Source organism: Vibrio sp. 10N.286.51.B11 (genome assembly GCF_041469245.1).
Classification (GTDB): domain Bacteria; phylum Pseudomonadota; class Gammaproteobacteria; order Enterobacterales; family Vibrionaceae; genus Vibrio; species Vibrio crassostreae_C.
On the sequence record NZ_JBFRKI010000007.1, the window covers coordinates 322,729 to 337,779 of the forward strand.

Annotated in this window: 10 protein-coding genes and 3 pseudogenes; 7 read left to right on the forward strand and 6 right to left on the reverse strand. The window is 44.5% G+C overall.

Annotation, left to right across the window (positions count from 1 at the left end; genetic code table 11):
- Positions 1–158: 158 nt before the first annotated feature.
- Complete coding sequence (locus AB4154_RS04090; RefSeq protein WP_017059130.1) at positions 159–935, forward strand: RelA/SpoT domain-containing protein; 777 nt, start codon at positions 159–161, stop codon at positions 933–935.
- Positions 936–1,128: 193 nt separating this feature from the next.
- The gene (locus tag AB4154_RS04095; protein ID WP_102427801.1) at positions 1,129–2,124 is read left to right on the forward strand and encodes an ABC transporter substrate-binding protein; all 996 of its coding nucleotides are present in this window, start codon (positions 1,129–1,131) and stop codon (positions 2,122–2,124) included.
- 172 nt (positions 2,125–2,296) lie between these two features.
- On the opposite strand, the gene ihfA is transcribed toward AB4154_RS04095, so the two are convergent.
- The gene (gene ihfA / locus AB4154_RS04100; RefSeq protein ID WP_004734853.1) at positions 2,297–2,593 is read right to left on the reverse strand and encodes an integration host factor subunit alpha; all 297 of its coding nucleotides are present in this window, start codon (positions 2,591–2,593) and stop codon (positions 2,297–2,299) included.
- Positions 2,594–3,042: 449 nt separating this feature from the next.
- Between ihfA and AB4154_RS04105 the strand changes: the two are divergent.
- Positions 3,043–3,180 (forward strand): annotated as a pseudogene (locus AB4154_RS04105) (GTP-binding protein); the annotation flags it as partial.
- Positions 3,181–3,297: 117 nt separating this feature from the next.
- Here the strand turns inward: AB4154_RS04105 and AB4154_RS04110 are convergent.
- Positions 3,298–4,029, reverse strand: a pseudogene (locus tag AB4154_RS04110) (DMT family transporter); the annotation flags it as partial.
- On the opposite strand from AB4154_RS04110, the pseudogene AB4154_RS04115 reads away from it, so the two are divergent.
- Positions 4,020–5,306: pseudogene (locus AB4154_RS04115) on the forward strand (PLP-dependent aminotransferase family protein); the annotation flags it as partial. The pseudogenes AB4154_RS04110 and AB4154_RS04115 sit on opposite strands and share 10 nt — an antisense overlap.
- Positions 5,307–5,595: 289 nt before the next feature.
- A complete protein-coding gene (gene cqsA, locus AB4154_RS04120) occupies positions 5,596–6,777 on the forward strand; it encodes an alpha-hydroxyketone-type quorum-sensing autoinducer synthase (RefSeq protein ID WP_372122286.1) in 1,182 nt (393 codons plus the stop codon).
- Between the two features lie 150 nt (positions 6,778–6,927).
- Here cqsA and AB4154_RS04125 read toward each other — a convergent pair whose 3' ends face one another.
- The 3 genes from AB4154_RS04125 to AB4154_RS04135 form a co-directional block, all read right to left on the reverse strand.
- Positions 6,928–8,976: a response regulator gene (locus AB4154_RS04125; RefSeq protein ID WP_372122288.1), complete on the reverse strand. Its 2,049-nt coding sequence runs from the start codon at positions 8,974–8,976 to the stop codon at positions 6,928–6,930.
- Positions 8,977–9,232: 256 nt separating this feature from the next.
- Complete coding sequence (locus AB4154_RS04130) at positions 9,233–10,048, reverse strand: TauD/TfdA dioxygenase family protein (RefSeq protein WP_372122290.1); 816 nt, start codon at positions 10,046–10,048, stop codon at positions 9,233–9,235.
- Between the two features lie 310 nt (positions 10,049–10,358).
- Entirely contained in the window at positions 10,359–11,258 is a 900-nt protein-coding gene (locus AB4154_RS04135) for a Vmh family MBL fold metallo-hydrolase (protein WP_017059122.1), read from the reverse strand.
- 160 nt (positions 11,259–11,418) lie between these two features.
- On the opposite strand from AB4154_RS04135, the gene AB4154_RS04140 reads away from it, so the two are divergent.
- Together AB4154_RS04140 and AB4154_RS04145 are read left to right on the forward strand one after the other, a co-directional pair.
- The gene (locus tag AB4154_RS04140) at positions 11,419–12,312 is read left to right on the forward strand and encodes a LysR family transcriptional regulator (RefSeq protein ID WP_017059121.1); all 894 of its coding nucleotides are present in this window, start codon (positions 11,419–11,421) and stop codon (positions 12,310–12,312) included.
- A 145-nt stretch (positions 12,313–12,457) separates the two neighbouring features.
- Positions 12,458–12,859, forward strand: coding sequence for an ACT domain-containing protein (locus AB4154_RS04145; RefSeq protein WP_102547849.1), 402 nt, complete (start codon positions 12,458–12,460; stop codon positions 12,857–12,859).
- A 106-nt stretch (positions 12,860–12,965) separates the two neighbouring features.
- Here AB4154_RS04145 and AB4154_RS04150 read toward each other — a convergent pair whose 3' ends face one another.
- The gene (locus AB4154_RS04150) at positions 12,966–14,852 is read right to left on the reverse strand and encodes a methyl-accepting chemotaxis protein (RefSeq protein WP_372122292.1); all 1,887 of its coding nucleotides are present in this window, start codon (positions 14,850–14,852) and stop codon (positions 12,966–12,968) included.
- Positions 14,853–15,051: the final 199 nt, after the last annotated feature.

Below are 15,051 nucleotides of genomic sequence, written 5' to 3' on the forward strand. Positions count from 1 at the left end.
TCACATTTTAAAGCAATATTAAACGTTAGAATTGGTTTCTGTCTTAGCTAGCCTCATTTAATATGTAGTGAAATTAGTTAAGCTGTTTTTACTCTTGTGCGTTACTGGTTACCCCTTTTGACTACCCGTTTTTTGTAACCTTGTATTTTGGAGTTTGAATGAGTGTATTTCTCCGTACGACGGCCCTAATGCTTTTGGTATTGAGCCGAGCGCCTGCATTCGCAGCAGCACCTGTTTCAACAAGTTCAACAGATCAAACGCGCACTCCTGCGCAAAACCAAGTATCTTCAAACGTATTCCGTCATAGTTTGAGCGGCCTTTACGGCATCAAGGCCTTCGACTCACGCCCGACTCAGCCTTACACCGACTTCGATATTTTGTACAGCAAAGCGCATCAAGGCCAAGCTGAACTAGAAACTATCTGTAAAAGTACTGCCCTACTCACCAATTCTGAAGCGCTATTTGCTGGCGTTAAATCTCAAGCTCGCGCAGAAGAAAAAATCGCCCTTGAGCTTGATGGTGATGTGACAAAAATTACCGACTTAGCCCGTGCAACTATCATCGCGAACGATGTAGAGAGCTTGGTTGAAGTTTACGAAGCGCTAAGCCGTGAAGCAGACGTTGTTAAGCTGAAAAATAAGTTTAAATCGCCGGCTGACTCTGGTTACCGTGACCTTAACTTGTTGGTTCGTTTGCCTAAAACCAACATCATTGCAGAGGTTCAACTTCACTTAAAAGCGATTGCTGATGTGAAAAGTGGTCCTGAGCACGAGCTGTACGAAATTATCCAAGGTATTGAGCGTCACGCAATTGCAGAACATCGCCCAATCAACGATATCGAAGCGGCACAAATCAATAGCCTACGACGCCAATCTTTAGAGCTTTACCAACAAGCATGGCAACCGTACATTACAACGCACATTAAAGCGGCTTAACACATAGATAGGCTATTCCAATAAACATCACAAGGGCTGCACTCGCAGCCCTTTTTAGTACTTGTTGAGTAGCCTCTCCACTTCCTATCCCAAATAATCAGATCGTTTAAATTTAGATCTCAGTCTCTTTTCTCCGTCGAACATTTCTGTTTCTATAGCGAATAAGCTTCTGACAAGAAAAGGAATTACGTCAATGCAGAATAACAAATCCATGCTTTCCATCGCGCTACTTGCTGCGTTTTCTGTACACGCTAGTGCTGACGAATGCGGAAAGATCACCATTGCAGACATGAACTGGAACTCGGCGAGCCTTATTGCTCATGTCGACCAATTCATTTTGAATAACGGCTACGGCTGTGAAGCGGACTTAATCCCCGGTGATAGCGTCCCTACGGGCACGTCAATGATTGAAAAAGGTCAACCTGATGTTGCGCCAGAGCTTTGGACTAATGGCATCAAAGAAGCGTTGGATAAGGGTGTTGCGGATAAGCGTCTACGTTACGCGGGCAAGTCTTTGGTCAACGGCGGTGAAGAAGGTTTCTGGGTACCAAACTACCTTGTTGAACAGTACCCAGAGCTTACAACCATTGAAGGTGTGATTAAAAACGCAAAGCTGTTTGAACACCCAGAAGATGATGAGAAGTTTGCGTTTTATAGCTGCCCTGCGGGTTGGACTTGTCAGATTACCTCCGGTCACCTGTTCGATGCGCTTAAGTTAGAAGATCACAATTTTGAAATGGTTGATCCCGGCTCAGGCGCCGCTTTAGCAGGTACGATAGCGAAAGCTTACGAACGCAAAAAAGCATGGTTTGGATATTACTGGTCGCCTACGCCTGTGCTAGGTAAGTATGAAATGGTGAAGGTTGATTTCGGAAGTGGTACTGACATTGAGGAATTCCGTAACTGTACGACACAACCTGATTGTGAATCTCCTAAAGTGACCATGTATCCACCAGCACCGGTTCACACAATCACCACAGAAGCCTTTGCTAATAACGAACCTCTTGCCTACCAATACTTTGAAAAGCGTGGTTTTACCAATAAACAAATGAGTGAGTTGCTGGCCTGGATGGAAGACAACCAAGCCGACGCCGAAGAAGCCATGTATTACTTTCTAGAAAGCTCACCACAGGTATGGAAGCCTTGGGTGTCTGAAGACATCGCAAGTAAGGTTCAACAAGCCCTTTAGAGTGAAGATTCAAAGTCAGAGGCCTAGCCTCTGTTTTCGCATCTAAAGCAAGTTCTTACCGGACAGTAAATAGATGGAGTTTGAGAAAGGTTACTAAAAATTAAAGAAATGCGTTTAGCTTAAACTCTATGCAGATACAAAAAGACCACGCTAGGCGTGGTCTATTGCTTGGCTACTTCTCGATTTTAATATTTTCGACACGGGCCTTTAGTTTTTGTCCCGGTCTAAAAGTAACAACACGTCGAGCAGAAATTGGAATGTCTTCACCAGTTTTCGGGTTACGACCAGGTCGCTCGTTTTTCTCGCGAAGATCAAAATTACCAAAACCAGACAGTTTTACCTGTTCGCCATTTTCGAGCGCTTTACGAACTTCTTCGAAAAACACTTCCACCGTTTCCTTGGCATCCCGCTTGCTGTATCCGAGTGTCTCAAACAGGTTCTCAGCCAAATCGGCCTTCGTGAGTGCCATAAAACTTTCCTCAAAGCTATGTTAAACATTGCTACCATCGCCAGTAGCGCCAAAGCATTTACCCTATTCAATCAATGAGATAAGGTCATTTACTAGGAAAGTGTATGCCAAGCTTCTGATTTTCGCCAACTTTTTTATCTTAACTATTTAATTATTCTTTCAAATCAGAAAGATAACTCGCTTCAAATTTCACATATATAGCTAAAAACCATCTACTCAACAGTAACGAAATGGAGTTATATTCCATACAAACAACCATTAATAGAATTTAAAACTTTAGCGAACTAAATAATAATTTTTGAGACTTTTCTCCGATACCCAATAAAATCAGCCACTTGATTTGATATGGGACTCAACAAAGGTTACTAAATAAGCGTTATTAAATATAAGATTTGTATCATTTCAGAATTTAATTCGAATTCACTTATAAAAGCCTATGTTCTTTTGAGGTTTTCGGTTACAACTTAACAGAGGATGGCTTGACGGAATCAGAACTCGATGAGTGTATCGAAATCAGAATAGAAATGATCGGTCTAGAAATAGACGATGATCTTGAGAGCCAGTTACTTGCGTGTATGGTTAGTTGATTGCTTAGTAAGTTGGTTATTTAAATAACTTCACTTCTTCGACATAGAATAAGACCTCACAAGTGCGAGGTCTTATTTGTCATTCAAAGCTGCTCATGCAATATCAGCTTTCTTCAATCATTTTTGTTCAGCAAGTGTTTGTGTCGCTTTGGTATTCGTTACATTCGCAGGTTTCACAATCAAACCAATTCCGACAAGAAACAGTATTGATGCAACAACCTGAGCCACAGACAGCACCTCATCATACATAAAGTAACCGCTAATCAATGCGAAGATAGGCACTAACAAGGTTAACGGCGCGGTCGTACTTAACGGGTATTGGATTAGCAGCTTATTCCATACCCAATAACCAAATAGCGTGGTTGGGTAAGCTTGAAACAGCACCGCAATCGTCGTGTTCCAATCCCATTGTTCGATGCCCTGCCAGATTATTTGGTCACCGTGTAACATCACGGCAAATAACACTAATGGCACTGGAGCAAACAGCATCCCCCAGACATTGAACGCAAAAGCTTGAGTGGTTTTCGATGCCTTAACGATCACGCCCATCAAGGTCAAACTGCACGCCGCAATCATAATCAAGATCACGCCATTAACGGTGACATTGCCCGTTGCTGCAGATACCAATACCGCCAACGCACACATGGCTAGCATCGCACCCATTAATTTACGTACGGAAGCACTCTCCTTGAACACCCACACGCCAACCGCCATGCCGATTAATACGTTGGTTGAAAGCAAGACCGATGAAAGCCCAGACGATAAACCAGCAGTGATCGACCATGAAGCCATACCCCAGATACCCACACCGAACACAAAGCCATAACTGACTAAGTAGCGCCAAGCAACAGGCGATCAGCATGTCGACCGTGGTGAGCTGCTACCAAAAACTGGAATCACAAGGTTGGATTCATTCTCGACCGCAAGCGGGATATTTTGTTTCTCCTCATAAACCTGCTCACTCAACCCCAGAGTGGGCACAGTTTGAGAGTAAGGTGTCCAGCGTTAGGCAAACCTCATCGACTCACAACTCAATCAATGGGCCTTTAGGGGTTTCGAGCACCACTAATGATGAGCAGTCGATCGTTGAACTGGAACGAAGTTTTCGTCGCGCTATTAGGCGTATGAGCAACAGGCTTAACCATTACCCAGATACACAAGGTGAGCCGATGTTACGACAGGCATTATCCACTCATTTTGCCAAGCTCGATGTGCACTTTTCACCTGAAGAGATGGTGATTACGGCTGGCTGTATGTCTGCGATTAAGGCCGCACTTGAATCTTGCACTAAAGAAGGCGACACCATCGCTATTAGCTCGCCATGTTTCAACGGTATTCTGGAATTGCTCGGACAAATGTCGCGAAAAATCATCGAGATCCCGTCTCTAGATGATGGTGTCGACTTGCAACAACTGGAAGCGCATTTGAAAAATAAACAAGTCGATGCCGCGATCTTTTGTACCTCTCATATGAACCCTCAAGGGATCAACATGTCAGCCACTCAAAAGCAGAAACTGGCTGAATTAGCGAATCACTATCGAGTGCCGATCATTGAAGATGATGTGTATCTGGAACTGTCCTACTCCTCACACACGCCGCTCCCCGCGAAATACTACGACAAAGGCGGTTTTGTCTTATGGTGTGGATCAGTATCGAAAAGTTTGTCACCGAGTTACCGTTTGGGATGGTGCTTGCCGGGCAGGTTTATCAACGAATACAAGGCTCAGTTCTCAGCTGCGAGCTACGGCGTTGCCCTGCCCACTCAGCTTGCGGTTGCTGACTTTATTGGATCTGGCCAATACGCTAAGCACGTGAGGAGAAGATGCACTCAGATCTTGTCTTTGCGCCAACAATACCTAAGTTATTTGGCTCAGCACCTTCCTCAAGATGTGAAGATAAGTAATCCACAAGGTGGCATGGTGCTTTGGCTGCAAATCCCAAGCTTGAACCAGTCAGCCTTTGCTCAGGGCATTACCGAGAAGAACATTGATATTAGGCTTGGACACCTGTTCAGCACTCTCGACCTTTACAGCAATTGCTTACGCATCAATATTGGGTATTCGTTAGAGTGTGGAGCCAAGCAGCAATTGGATGCCTTAATCGAGCTTATCCATATTCACAGCTAACAGCACGTAGCACGTAGCACGTAGCACGTAGCCTTTCAAAATCCGCTTTTTTAAATGCCTTCGAATGCCGAATTCTAATAGCCTTTTGTCATAAAAAAGAAGGCTATTATTCCTATCTTAATTCGGGTAAAGCCCCGAACCGTAAGGAAACCCACTCGCCTCAAAACCCTTAAATGCTGAGTTTGCAAGCACCCACAAAATTATGCAACTTGGCTAATGACACATCACTTTTTATCGTCAATATACAGCCGTCAGCGCTGGCGTTTTCCTGTATTTGAAGAGAACTATTATGAGTGATAAAACAAAAAACAAACCACTACCTTCCTTTATCGAAGAACGCTTGAACTTCTATATTCAAGACCTGATTACCCAGAACCAAAGCCAGAAGCATTTAGTATTGGGTAAACGCCCCCAGCGTAATTCCGTTGTGATGCAGAGCAATGATTACTTAGCGCTGTCACATAACAAACCGATCCAAGAGGCCCATCAAGCGGCGATTGTCGAACAAGATGACAACGTAGTGATGTCTGCAATTTTCTTACAAGATGAGCAGTCTAAACCTGCGTTTGAAACTGAGCTCGCGAACTATGTTGGAATGGAGAGCTGTTTGCTTTCTCAATCGGGCTGGGCGGCCAATATTGGGCTATTGCAAACCATCTGCCCACCGGGCACACCTGTGTATATTGATTTCCTTGCACACATGTCGCTATGGGAAGGGATTCGGGCTGCCGGCGCAGTTACCCATCCGTTTATGCATAACAATATGAATCACCTACGCAAACAGTTAGAGCGCCACGGCTCAGGTGTCATTGTTGTCGACTCGGTTTACAGCACAATCGGCACCATCGCCCCACTACGCGACATCTACGAAATGGCGCAGGAGTTTGATTGTGCCGTTGTCGTTGATGAATCGCATTCACTGGGTACGCATGGGGAAAATGGTGCTGGCTTAGTTCACGCATTGGGTCTCACTAACCAAGTCGACTTCATTACCGTTAGCTTGGCTAAAACCTTTGCTTATCGTGCTGGGGCAATCCTTGGCCCTAAACAACTGTCTAAAACCTTGCCGTTTGTGGCGTACCCTGCGATTTTTAGCTCAACAGTGTTACCACAAGAAGTGGTTCGTTTAGAGAAAACGTTGGAGGTGATCAAAGGTGCGGAAGACAAACGAGAAGCCTTATTCAATCGGGCTAAGTCGCTGACTACGGGGCTAAAGCGAATTGGCTTTAATATCCGCAGTGAGTCTCAAATTGTAGCGCTAGAGTGCGGCAATGAAAGAAACACGGAGCGTGTGCGAGACTTCTTAGAAGAACGTGATGTGTTCGGTGCGGTATTCTGCCGCCCTGCGACTGGCAAGAACAAAAACATCATCCGCTTTTCGGTCAATGCCGACATGACACCAAGAGACATTGACCATGTGCTCACGGTTTGTCACGAAGCGTACCATCACCCCGAGTTAGAGTTCGTGTAACCTTTTTCGAACCATATTTATAACCAACACCAACGGCAGGACTGAATGGACGCTATCATGTCGCGATACAAAAAGAGCCCAGCAATTCGCTGAGCTCTTTCTTGAATCTATGTCTACCCAATGGCCGTGAACTTCAGACTATTACACCCGCTAAATCCAGTGAGCAATTTTATCAAACAGTCGGTTTTTATCGGCAGGTTTAACAATAAAGTCCGACATGCCTGATGATTCCATCTTTTCCAAAGTAACGGGAGAACTGTCACCCGTGTGAGCAATAATCGGCACCGAAGAGTATTCTTTGTCGGCACTGCGAATTCGGCGAGAAGCTTCAACACCGTCCATGATTGGCATTTCAATATCCATTAGGATCAAGTCGATTTCGTCGGTATCAAGCGCATCTAAGGCTTGTTGTCCGTCTTCTTTTTGCACAACATCAAAGCCCTGTTTTTCCAATAACATTGCCGTAAATCGGCGTAGAGATTCATTGTCATCGACCACCATAATCGTACGTCTAGTGGTGGCCTCTAGCGGTTTTACAGCAACCGATGGCATCACGTAGTTGGAGTCAAACAGTAAACGGTCAATGGTCGCTTTAGTATTTAGTAGCCAGACTTGTGTTTCCACCCAAATAGGCTCGAAAGAAATGTTACGTACACGCTTGATAGGATGACGCTCATACAAGCAAATGATTCGCGCCTCAGTAAACGAAAGTAACGATTCAATCCTATCGAGGCAATTGGCTCTTAAATCCAAGCTCTCCATATCAACGAAAATCAAGTCGAACTCAAATTGATATTCCTTATTCTGAAGCGCTGATGCCACATCCAAAATCTCTAGGTCAAAACCCATAAAGCGAGAGGTTTCAGTCATTTTACTGGAAAGCACTGTCTGATCACTGATCATCAGCACCGTCTTGAGTTTAGTCAGTTCGCTCTTGATTTCCTCTACCGAATTGGAAGTCAAAGATGGGAAAATCATCGTGAACTGTGTCCATTGATCCACTTCAGACTGGCATTTAATCTCACCACCAAACGAGCGCATGACCTTCTGACAAAATGGCAAACCTAAACCGTAATTACCCGACTGGCCTGTGGTGTAAAAGTCTTGGAAAATACGACGAATGATATCGCTCGAAATACCAGAGCCGTTATCCGTCACCATTATCTGGTTCGTCACTTCATCACTGAACATGGTGACATGAATATGAAAATCTTCAGGGCTACGATGATGGAACGCATTCTTGAACAGATTATACATGACGTATTTCAACAAGGTGTCACTACCCAAGAACTCAAAGTTACTCTGCACATCCAAGGAGATTGCTGACTTATCAGCAGAGCGCTTGTAATTGAAACTGTCTATCGCATCCTCAACCACCGCTTGCGCTGAATGCTTCTTAAACGTAGATCGAGAGACTCGGTTTTCATCAATTGAAGTCAGTAACAGATCTATCGTTTCGTTACCGGAATGAATGATCTCCATCGCTTCATCGCCCACTTCACGCAACTGAATCACTTCTTCATTGCTTAACGCATATTGCCCTTTTTGATCGCCACTTTTAGGGTTCGGCAATATGGACTGCATGACATCAATAGAGGTAAGTAATCCGCTTAGAGGGTTTCGCATCTCATGGGCAATACCCGCACCAAAAGACTTTGCCAATGACACCTTGTTTTCATGTTCCACCTGATTGCGGAAGTAGAACAAGTTGCCGAATAAGTAGATAAACAAAAAGATTGGCACATGCGTCCAATCCATTGTGAGTTCGAGGTAGAAGCCTTGTGCAATCCAAGCGCACAAGGTAGCAATCCCAATACCGGCAAAGGTTTGTGCAAACATCACTCTCGTCACGTGCACCAATAAAATATGGAGGAAAATAGCCGACATGAATGACATAACCCAAACGTTGGACCAATTATTCATTAGCAGCATGTAGAAGAAGAAACCTGGCAAACAGATAGTTACGGCAACTTGATAATAAGCCGGAAGGTATTTTCGCCATTCAAATGGGACGCGATTGCGAAATATAATGCCAAAGAACAATACCGAGCAAAACAGGCGAAGCGCTAAGTTTTCGTAGGGTTGCGGGAACAAAAACTCCCACACAATGTAGTAAATTGGGAAGCCGACAAAGCCCATCCAACCCACGAGGGTTAAATTCGGTTCTGCGTACTGGTAAACTTTACGAATCGCGTTCATACGAAATACTTTGCTCTCTAAGCCCTGACGTTTATTAATTCTATGATTTGGTTTTTATACTTATATTTTGGCGCCGATTATATTACACATCACGTCCGAGCAGTGAGGTTTCAATCAAATATGTACCAACGCATTTGTTTTTATTATTAAGCGTAGATGAATGATGCACCCTGCTGACGCTTAAATTTAAGTACGAGTGCTTGGTTCAGGGATGGGCATGCGCGGTGTTCTTTTGATAACTGTGTTCAGCTTACTGCTATGTCACTGTTACTCGATGCATTTTTCTTGGAGTATCCCCGTAATCTATCACTGCGTAATGTTGCGTTACCCTGTTATCCCAGATCGCCATTGAGCCGTTGTCCCATTTGAAACGAACTTGAAACTCAGGGCGTCTCGCAATTTCAAACAGTTGGCTGAGTAAAACATCACTCTCTTTGCGGTCGAGTTCGTTGATATAACGAGTAAACTGTTCATTGATACAGAGCGTTTCTTTATCCGTTTCAGGATGAACTTGAACAACAGAGTGAACCACTGGCGGATTCTCCTGTGCTGTTTTAATCAAGGATTTGTGCCAATCGAGATCAATGTCTTCTGATTCTATACCTTCAAAGGCCACAAGCGAATGAGTCGCCGACAACCCTCTCAACTTAGCTTTCATATCTTCATGTAGAGATTCAAAAACCGCAGTCATAGAACACCAGATAGTGTCACCACCAATGCTTGGAATGTGTTGAGCATGCAACAGGGAAGCTTTCGACGGCAAGCTGCGCCACGTTAAGTCGGTATGCCAATAACTTTCCTTTGGCGCATTGCCACGGGTTGTTTCAATCACACTCACCTGTGGCGCACTTTCCACGTGAGGGAAGAAAGGATGTGCAGGTTCTAACGTTCCAAAGCGCTGTGCAATCATCAAGTGTTGTTCTGGAGACAAAGTCTGCCCGTCGAGAAAGATCACTTGATGGGCAATAAGTGCCTGATACACCTTATCGAGTTCATCAGCACTGCATGTAGAAAGCTCTAGTTCGTGAATACGAGCGCCGATGTGAGGAGTAATGGGTTCTATTTTCAACATACTTTCGCTTATTGGTGATATTGAGTTGCAGGGCGGATCTGGCTACTAGGCTAATCTGACTACTAACAGTAAACCGGGTAAATGCTGATTTTCTTTCTCACTTGAAATAGAAAGTCGTCTCTCCGAAACAAAAAAAGAGCTCCTAAGCTGGAGCTCTTTTCGTTTTTTGATACTTCCTGTATCCATAGACAAGTCCAATCTGTAGTACTTTCACTGAAAGCCAGATCATCGATATCTCCAGTTGTGTATCACCAATAAATCTAGCATACAATCTTCAGACTGTTCTGGGACACAACCGAGATAATCAACTCTAGTGCCAAGCCATCTCGCCGCTTAGCACTTTCGCGCCAAGTTCTAAATCGCCTTCCGTAGCCTCAAATTTCGGGTAGGCTTTCTTCATGTAATCACTGATCTCGACCGATGTTGGATTACTTTTGCTCGCCAACGCTTTTTCAATATCAGCCACATAATCCTTCGTGAAGTGAACTGCATTTATTCCTGTTGGCATTTCACCTAAATAGTGACCCGGAATTACAACCTCTGGCTCTAGTGCTTTCATACGCTCCAACGATTGTGACCACTGGCTACGAATCTCTTTCGATGCAGTATCTGCCATCCATACATGCACACCGCTATACACCGACACGCCACCAAACACCGTTTTTTCAGACGGAACCCATAGGTAAGCTTGGTGTGTATTTATCTCTTTCACTTCGATGGTTTCACCTTCGATGCTTAATGTTGTGTCGTTCATCACCATTGGAACAATCACCTTAGAGGGCGCGTTGCCTTCTAATATAGGCCCCCAGTATTCAAGCTTTGCATCTTTGGTGCGTTTGATATGCGCGACAACGGCTTCACTGGCAACGACTTTAACGTTAGGAAATGCCGAAACTATCGGTTCCAAACCAAAGTAGTAATCTGGGTCGCCGCTGCTGATGTAAACCATCGATAATTTTTTGCCTGTGGCTTTGATTTGCTCCACCAAATTTTGTCCGTCTGCGACACTGAATTGTGCGTCAAATAGAATCACTTCTTTCTCACCCGAAACCAATACCGAGCTTGCAGGGAATATCGCGTTCTCACCGGGGTTATAGTGAGTGATGTTCAGATCCACAGCTAAAGCAACACTTGATGCCAGCACGGTTCCTAGGCTTATGGTTCCTAAAAGCATGCTTTTTGATAACAGGTTTTTCGATAACGTATTCATGGCTTTATTCCGATACTTGGAGTTGAACACCTGCCAACTCGTTGAATGTCCAAATATCTTATTTGATTGTTTTTAGATGAAATAGATATCAAATTGACTTTAACTATTGCAGTTTTCGGACATATACTGAGGTCGGTTTAATTCTCTAGGCAATAAAACAATGGATAAACTCGAGGCAATGAATGTCTTTGTCACCATAGTGGAACGTGGCAGTTTGAGCGCAGCGGCAGAGCACCTTGATCTCTCACGAACCAAGGTCACTCGTTATTTGGGTGAGTTAGAAACATGGATGGACACACGCTTGCTTCACAGAACAACACGAAGCTTGAGTTTAACCAGCGCAGGTAAAGAAACACTTGAGGTCGCCAGAGAACTTTTGGCACTGGAAACATCCCTAGCTGGGATCAGAAACCAAAACCGAGAGCATTTAAAAGGTCAGCTGCGTATTACTGCGAGCTACTCGATTGTCGATAGCTTCTTGATGGAATCAATTAGTCGCTTCATCGCCAAATGGCCAGAGGTTTCTATCGACATTATCTCGACTGATCAGACCGTCAACCTGGTTGAGTCACGCATCGATTTGGCCATTCGCATAACCAACGAACTGACGCCCAATATTGTCGCGAAGCAGATCGGTGAATGCCGCTCCGTGATTTGCGCATCGCCTCAATATCTAAAAGAGAAAGGCACACCCACAGAAGCCCAAGATCTAGCGCACCACAACTGTTTATCGTTCAGTTACTTTGGCAAAACCGCTTGGACGTTCAATGGCCCCAATGGGCTCGAATCGGTTCCGATTAAAGGGAATATCAGTGCAAACACCTCAGAGGTTCTGCTTTCTGCCACACTCAAAGGCAACGGTATCTGTTTACTGCCCTTCCCTTCAGTGGAAACCTTGATGCGTGATGGTCTATTAGTGCCACTGCTTTCTGAATGGCAACCTAAAACGCTCGGTGTTCATGCTATTTATGGAACGCGTAAACAAGTCACACCGCTGTTAAGAGCCTTTATCGACCATTTATCTGACGAGATGGAACAATCGACAAGTTGGTAGAAGTACGATGCCATCACTAAGGAGGAAAACTTGCCATTAGTAAAACTGATGCAGAATTAAAATCATTAATTTTACTTAACTGTCAGTTGCTTCTATCGTGACTGCATACATCATCAATTAGCTTATTCACGCAGGGAAACTGACTATGGCTGCCATTACCGACCTAGACCTTCTACTGAAATCCATGTCACCAGAATTAATCGACGGGAGCTATGTTTTTTGTACTGTAGGCGGGGGATTGGCAGACTATGTTCAGCTCAATCCAATCTCGACTTTTCGTGAGAAAGAAGGTTTAACACTGGTTCTGAAAGAAGAAGTTGCGACCAAAGCTCAGCTAGACTTCGATGGTGTGTTTAGCCTGATTACATTGTCGGTACATTCCAGTCTTGAAGCGGTTGGATTAACAGCAGCCTTTGCCACCAAGCTTGGTTCTTACGGCATTAGCGCCAACGTGATTGCTGGCTTTTATCACGACCATATCTTCGTTCAGAAAGACAAAGCTGAAGCCGCAATGAGTGCGCTTAGAGAATTTTCAGAAGCGGATTAGTAAAGAATTCGATTGTTCACAGACACAAAAAAAGCGACGTAATCTACGTCGCTTTGGCTTATTGCTTAACGTGCACTCACTGATCAGGCATCAGTGAGCGAACCAGTTAAGCAAGCTTAAAAGTCGCCACTTTGTCACTTAAGCCAGCGGCTTGGCTCTTAAGTTCGTTCGACTCAGTTAAGCTGTCCTGTGCGCCCACAACTAAGTGTTCGGTAACATCTTTAATGGTCGTCACGTTCTGGGTAATTTCACCCGTCACATGTGTTTGCTCTTCAGCAGCCGTCGCGATTTGAGTCGCCATATCGCTGATCAAAGCAACTGCAGTATTGATCTCTTCAAGCGCATGCGAAGCTCGATCGGCATCTTCTACTGAATGTATTGCCAACTTAGAACTGCTCTCCATCAGCTCAACCGCTTGCGCCGTTGTACGCTGCAGGATATCAATTGTTGATTTGATCTCTTCCGTTGAAGAGTGGGTACGCTGTGAAAGCACACGTACTTCATCCGCTACCACAGCAAATCCACGACCTTGTTCACCAGCACGAGCCGCTTCAATCGCTGCATTCAAAGCAAGTAAGTTGGTTTGTTCTGCAATGCCTTGAATCGTTGCGAGTACAGTCGAGATCTCTTGAGCATGCTTGTTAAGTTCGCTAATCACATTACCTGCTTCGTTCACTTCATTGGCTAGGTTATTGATAGAACCTTTAGTGTCGACGACCAGAGCGTGACCACTGTTAGTGCTTGTCGCTGAATCTTGCGCCGCTTTTGCTGTTCGCTCGGCATGCGATGCAATCTCTTGAGTTGCACAGGCCATTTCCGTTACAGCCGTTGCCACCATTGTGATTTCTTGCTGTTGATGGTTAAGCTCATCCACAGAACGGTTCGCACGTTGAGTACTTTGCTCTGACTGGCTATTTAACTGTTCTGACTGCCCACGGATATGGCCAATCAACTGCTGTAAGCTTCCAACAAAGGTATTGAAGTTATGAGCCAACTCGCCCACTTCATCTTGGTTTTCTACATGAATGCGTTGAGTTAAATCACCACTACCATTCGCGATTTGCGCCAATGCTTGAGATACGTGGTTCAACGGACGGAATAGAATAGTACACAAAAGGTTAAACAGTATGGTACATACGATCACCACAAGTAGCGTCACCAACACTTGACCAATCACTGCATCAAATAGTGGCGCAACCAATGAGTCATGGTTAACAACGCTCACAGTAATCAGGCTCGTTCCATCAATCGCACGTGCGTACAGAACATAGTCGCTGCCGTTCAACTCGATAGAAGTGTCTTTACCGCTAGTCAGCGCCTTTTGTACATCCGCAAAATCTAACCCAAGTGAGCTGATGTTTTTGTTCAGTAACTTAGTGTCAGGGTGCGTATAAACCGTGCCCTTATTGGTCGCGATGAACATGTAACCTTCACCTGGAAGAATCACCTGCTCTAGACTGTTTAAGATGTCTGTAATTTCTACATCAGCACCCAACACAACCTGTTGCCCATGCAGTTGCATTGCTGTTCCTAATGAAACAACGTTCGCCCCAGTTGCTGCAGCAACCGTTGGGTTATCCATGAACACCTTGCTTGGGTTCGCAACCGCATTGGTGTACCAACCCCATACGCGTGGATCATCATTGCCCGGTGGCAACACAACACCGTTCGCGTTCTTTTGCGAACCATCAGGAAATGCCAAGAAGACATTATCAAAAGAGGCTGAGTCACGAACCTGTTTTAGATGAGTCACCAAGCTTTCTTGTTTGGACTCTTTCGAAAGAGAAGTAAGCGCACGCTCTTTGGATAAGATCCAATCCGATACATATTGATTGTACGAAGCCGATGCGCCCTCTAAGCGCTGTTCAACTTCAATATCCAACCTTTGCAGTGAAGCACGAAAAGACAATGCCTCGACCAAAATCCCCCCCAGGATAATGGCCATACTGGCTGAAATCGCCAGCTTATTTTTAAGCGAGAGTTTCTTGAACATAGGAAACCTATAATTTGGAAGTAAAAAACCGTGGCGAACAAATTGGTTGCCAAAGCGGTTTGCAAGCGGGATATATTTTACGCTTTAAAATAAATTAAGAAACCAGCTAACTGGTTGAATTATTCATATGTGTGAGTAAGAGCACGCATCGTAACCCATTGATTTAGAGAATGGTAAACTATAAATTTTGAATTAATGT

What these genes read in the sequence shown, in the direction of transcription:
- AB4154_RS04090 (WP_017059130.1), top strand. Translation starts at nt 159, where the DNA reads ATGAGTGTATTTCTCCGTACGACGGCCCTAATGCTTTTGGTATTGAGC.
- AB4154_RS04095 (WP_102427801.1), top strand. Translation starts at nt 1,129, where the DNA reads ATGCAGAATAACAAATCCATGCTTTCCATCGCGCTACTTGCTGCGTTT.
- ihfA (WP_004734853.1), bottom strand. Translation starts at nt 2,593, where the DNA reads ATGGCACTCACGAAGGCCGATTTGGCTGAGAACCTGTTTGAGACACTC.
- cqsA (WP_372122286.1), top strand. Translation starts at nt 5,596, where the DNA reads ATGAGTGATAAAACAAAAAACAAACCACTACCTTCCTTTATCGAAGAA.
- AB4154_RS04125 (WP_372122288.1), bottom strand. Translation starts at nt 8,976, where the DNA reads ATGAACGCGATTCGTAAAGTTTACCAGTACGCAGAACCGAATTTAACC.
- AB4154_RS04130 (WP_372122290.1), bottom strand. Translation starts at nt 10,048, where the DNA reads ATGTTGAAAATAGAACCCATTACTCCTCACATCGGCGCTCGTATTCAC.
- AB4154_RS04135 (WP_017059122.1), bottom strand. Translation starts at nt 11,258, where the DNA reads ATGAATACGTTATCGAAAAACCTGTTATCAAAAAGCATGCTTTTAGGA.
- AB4154_RS04140 (WP_017059121.1), top strand. Translation starts at nt 11,419, where the DNA reads ATGGATAAACTCGAGGCAATGAATGTCTTTGTCACCATAGTGGAACGT.
- AB4154_RS04145 (WP_102547849.1), top strand. Translation starts at nt 12,458, where the DNA reads ATGGCTGCCATTACCGACCTAGACCTTCTACTGAAATCCATGTCACCA.
- AB4154_RS04150 (WP_372122292.1), bottom strand. Translation starts at nt 14,852, where the DNA reads ATGTTCAAGAAACTCTCGCTTAAAAATAAGCTGGCGATTTCAGCCAGT.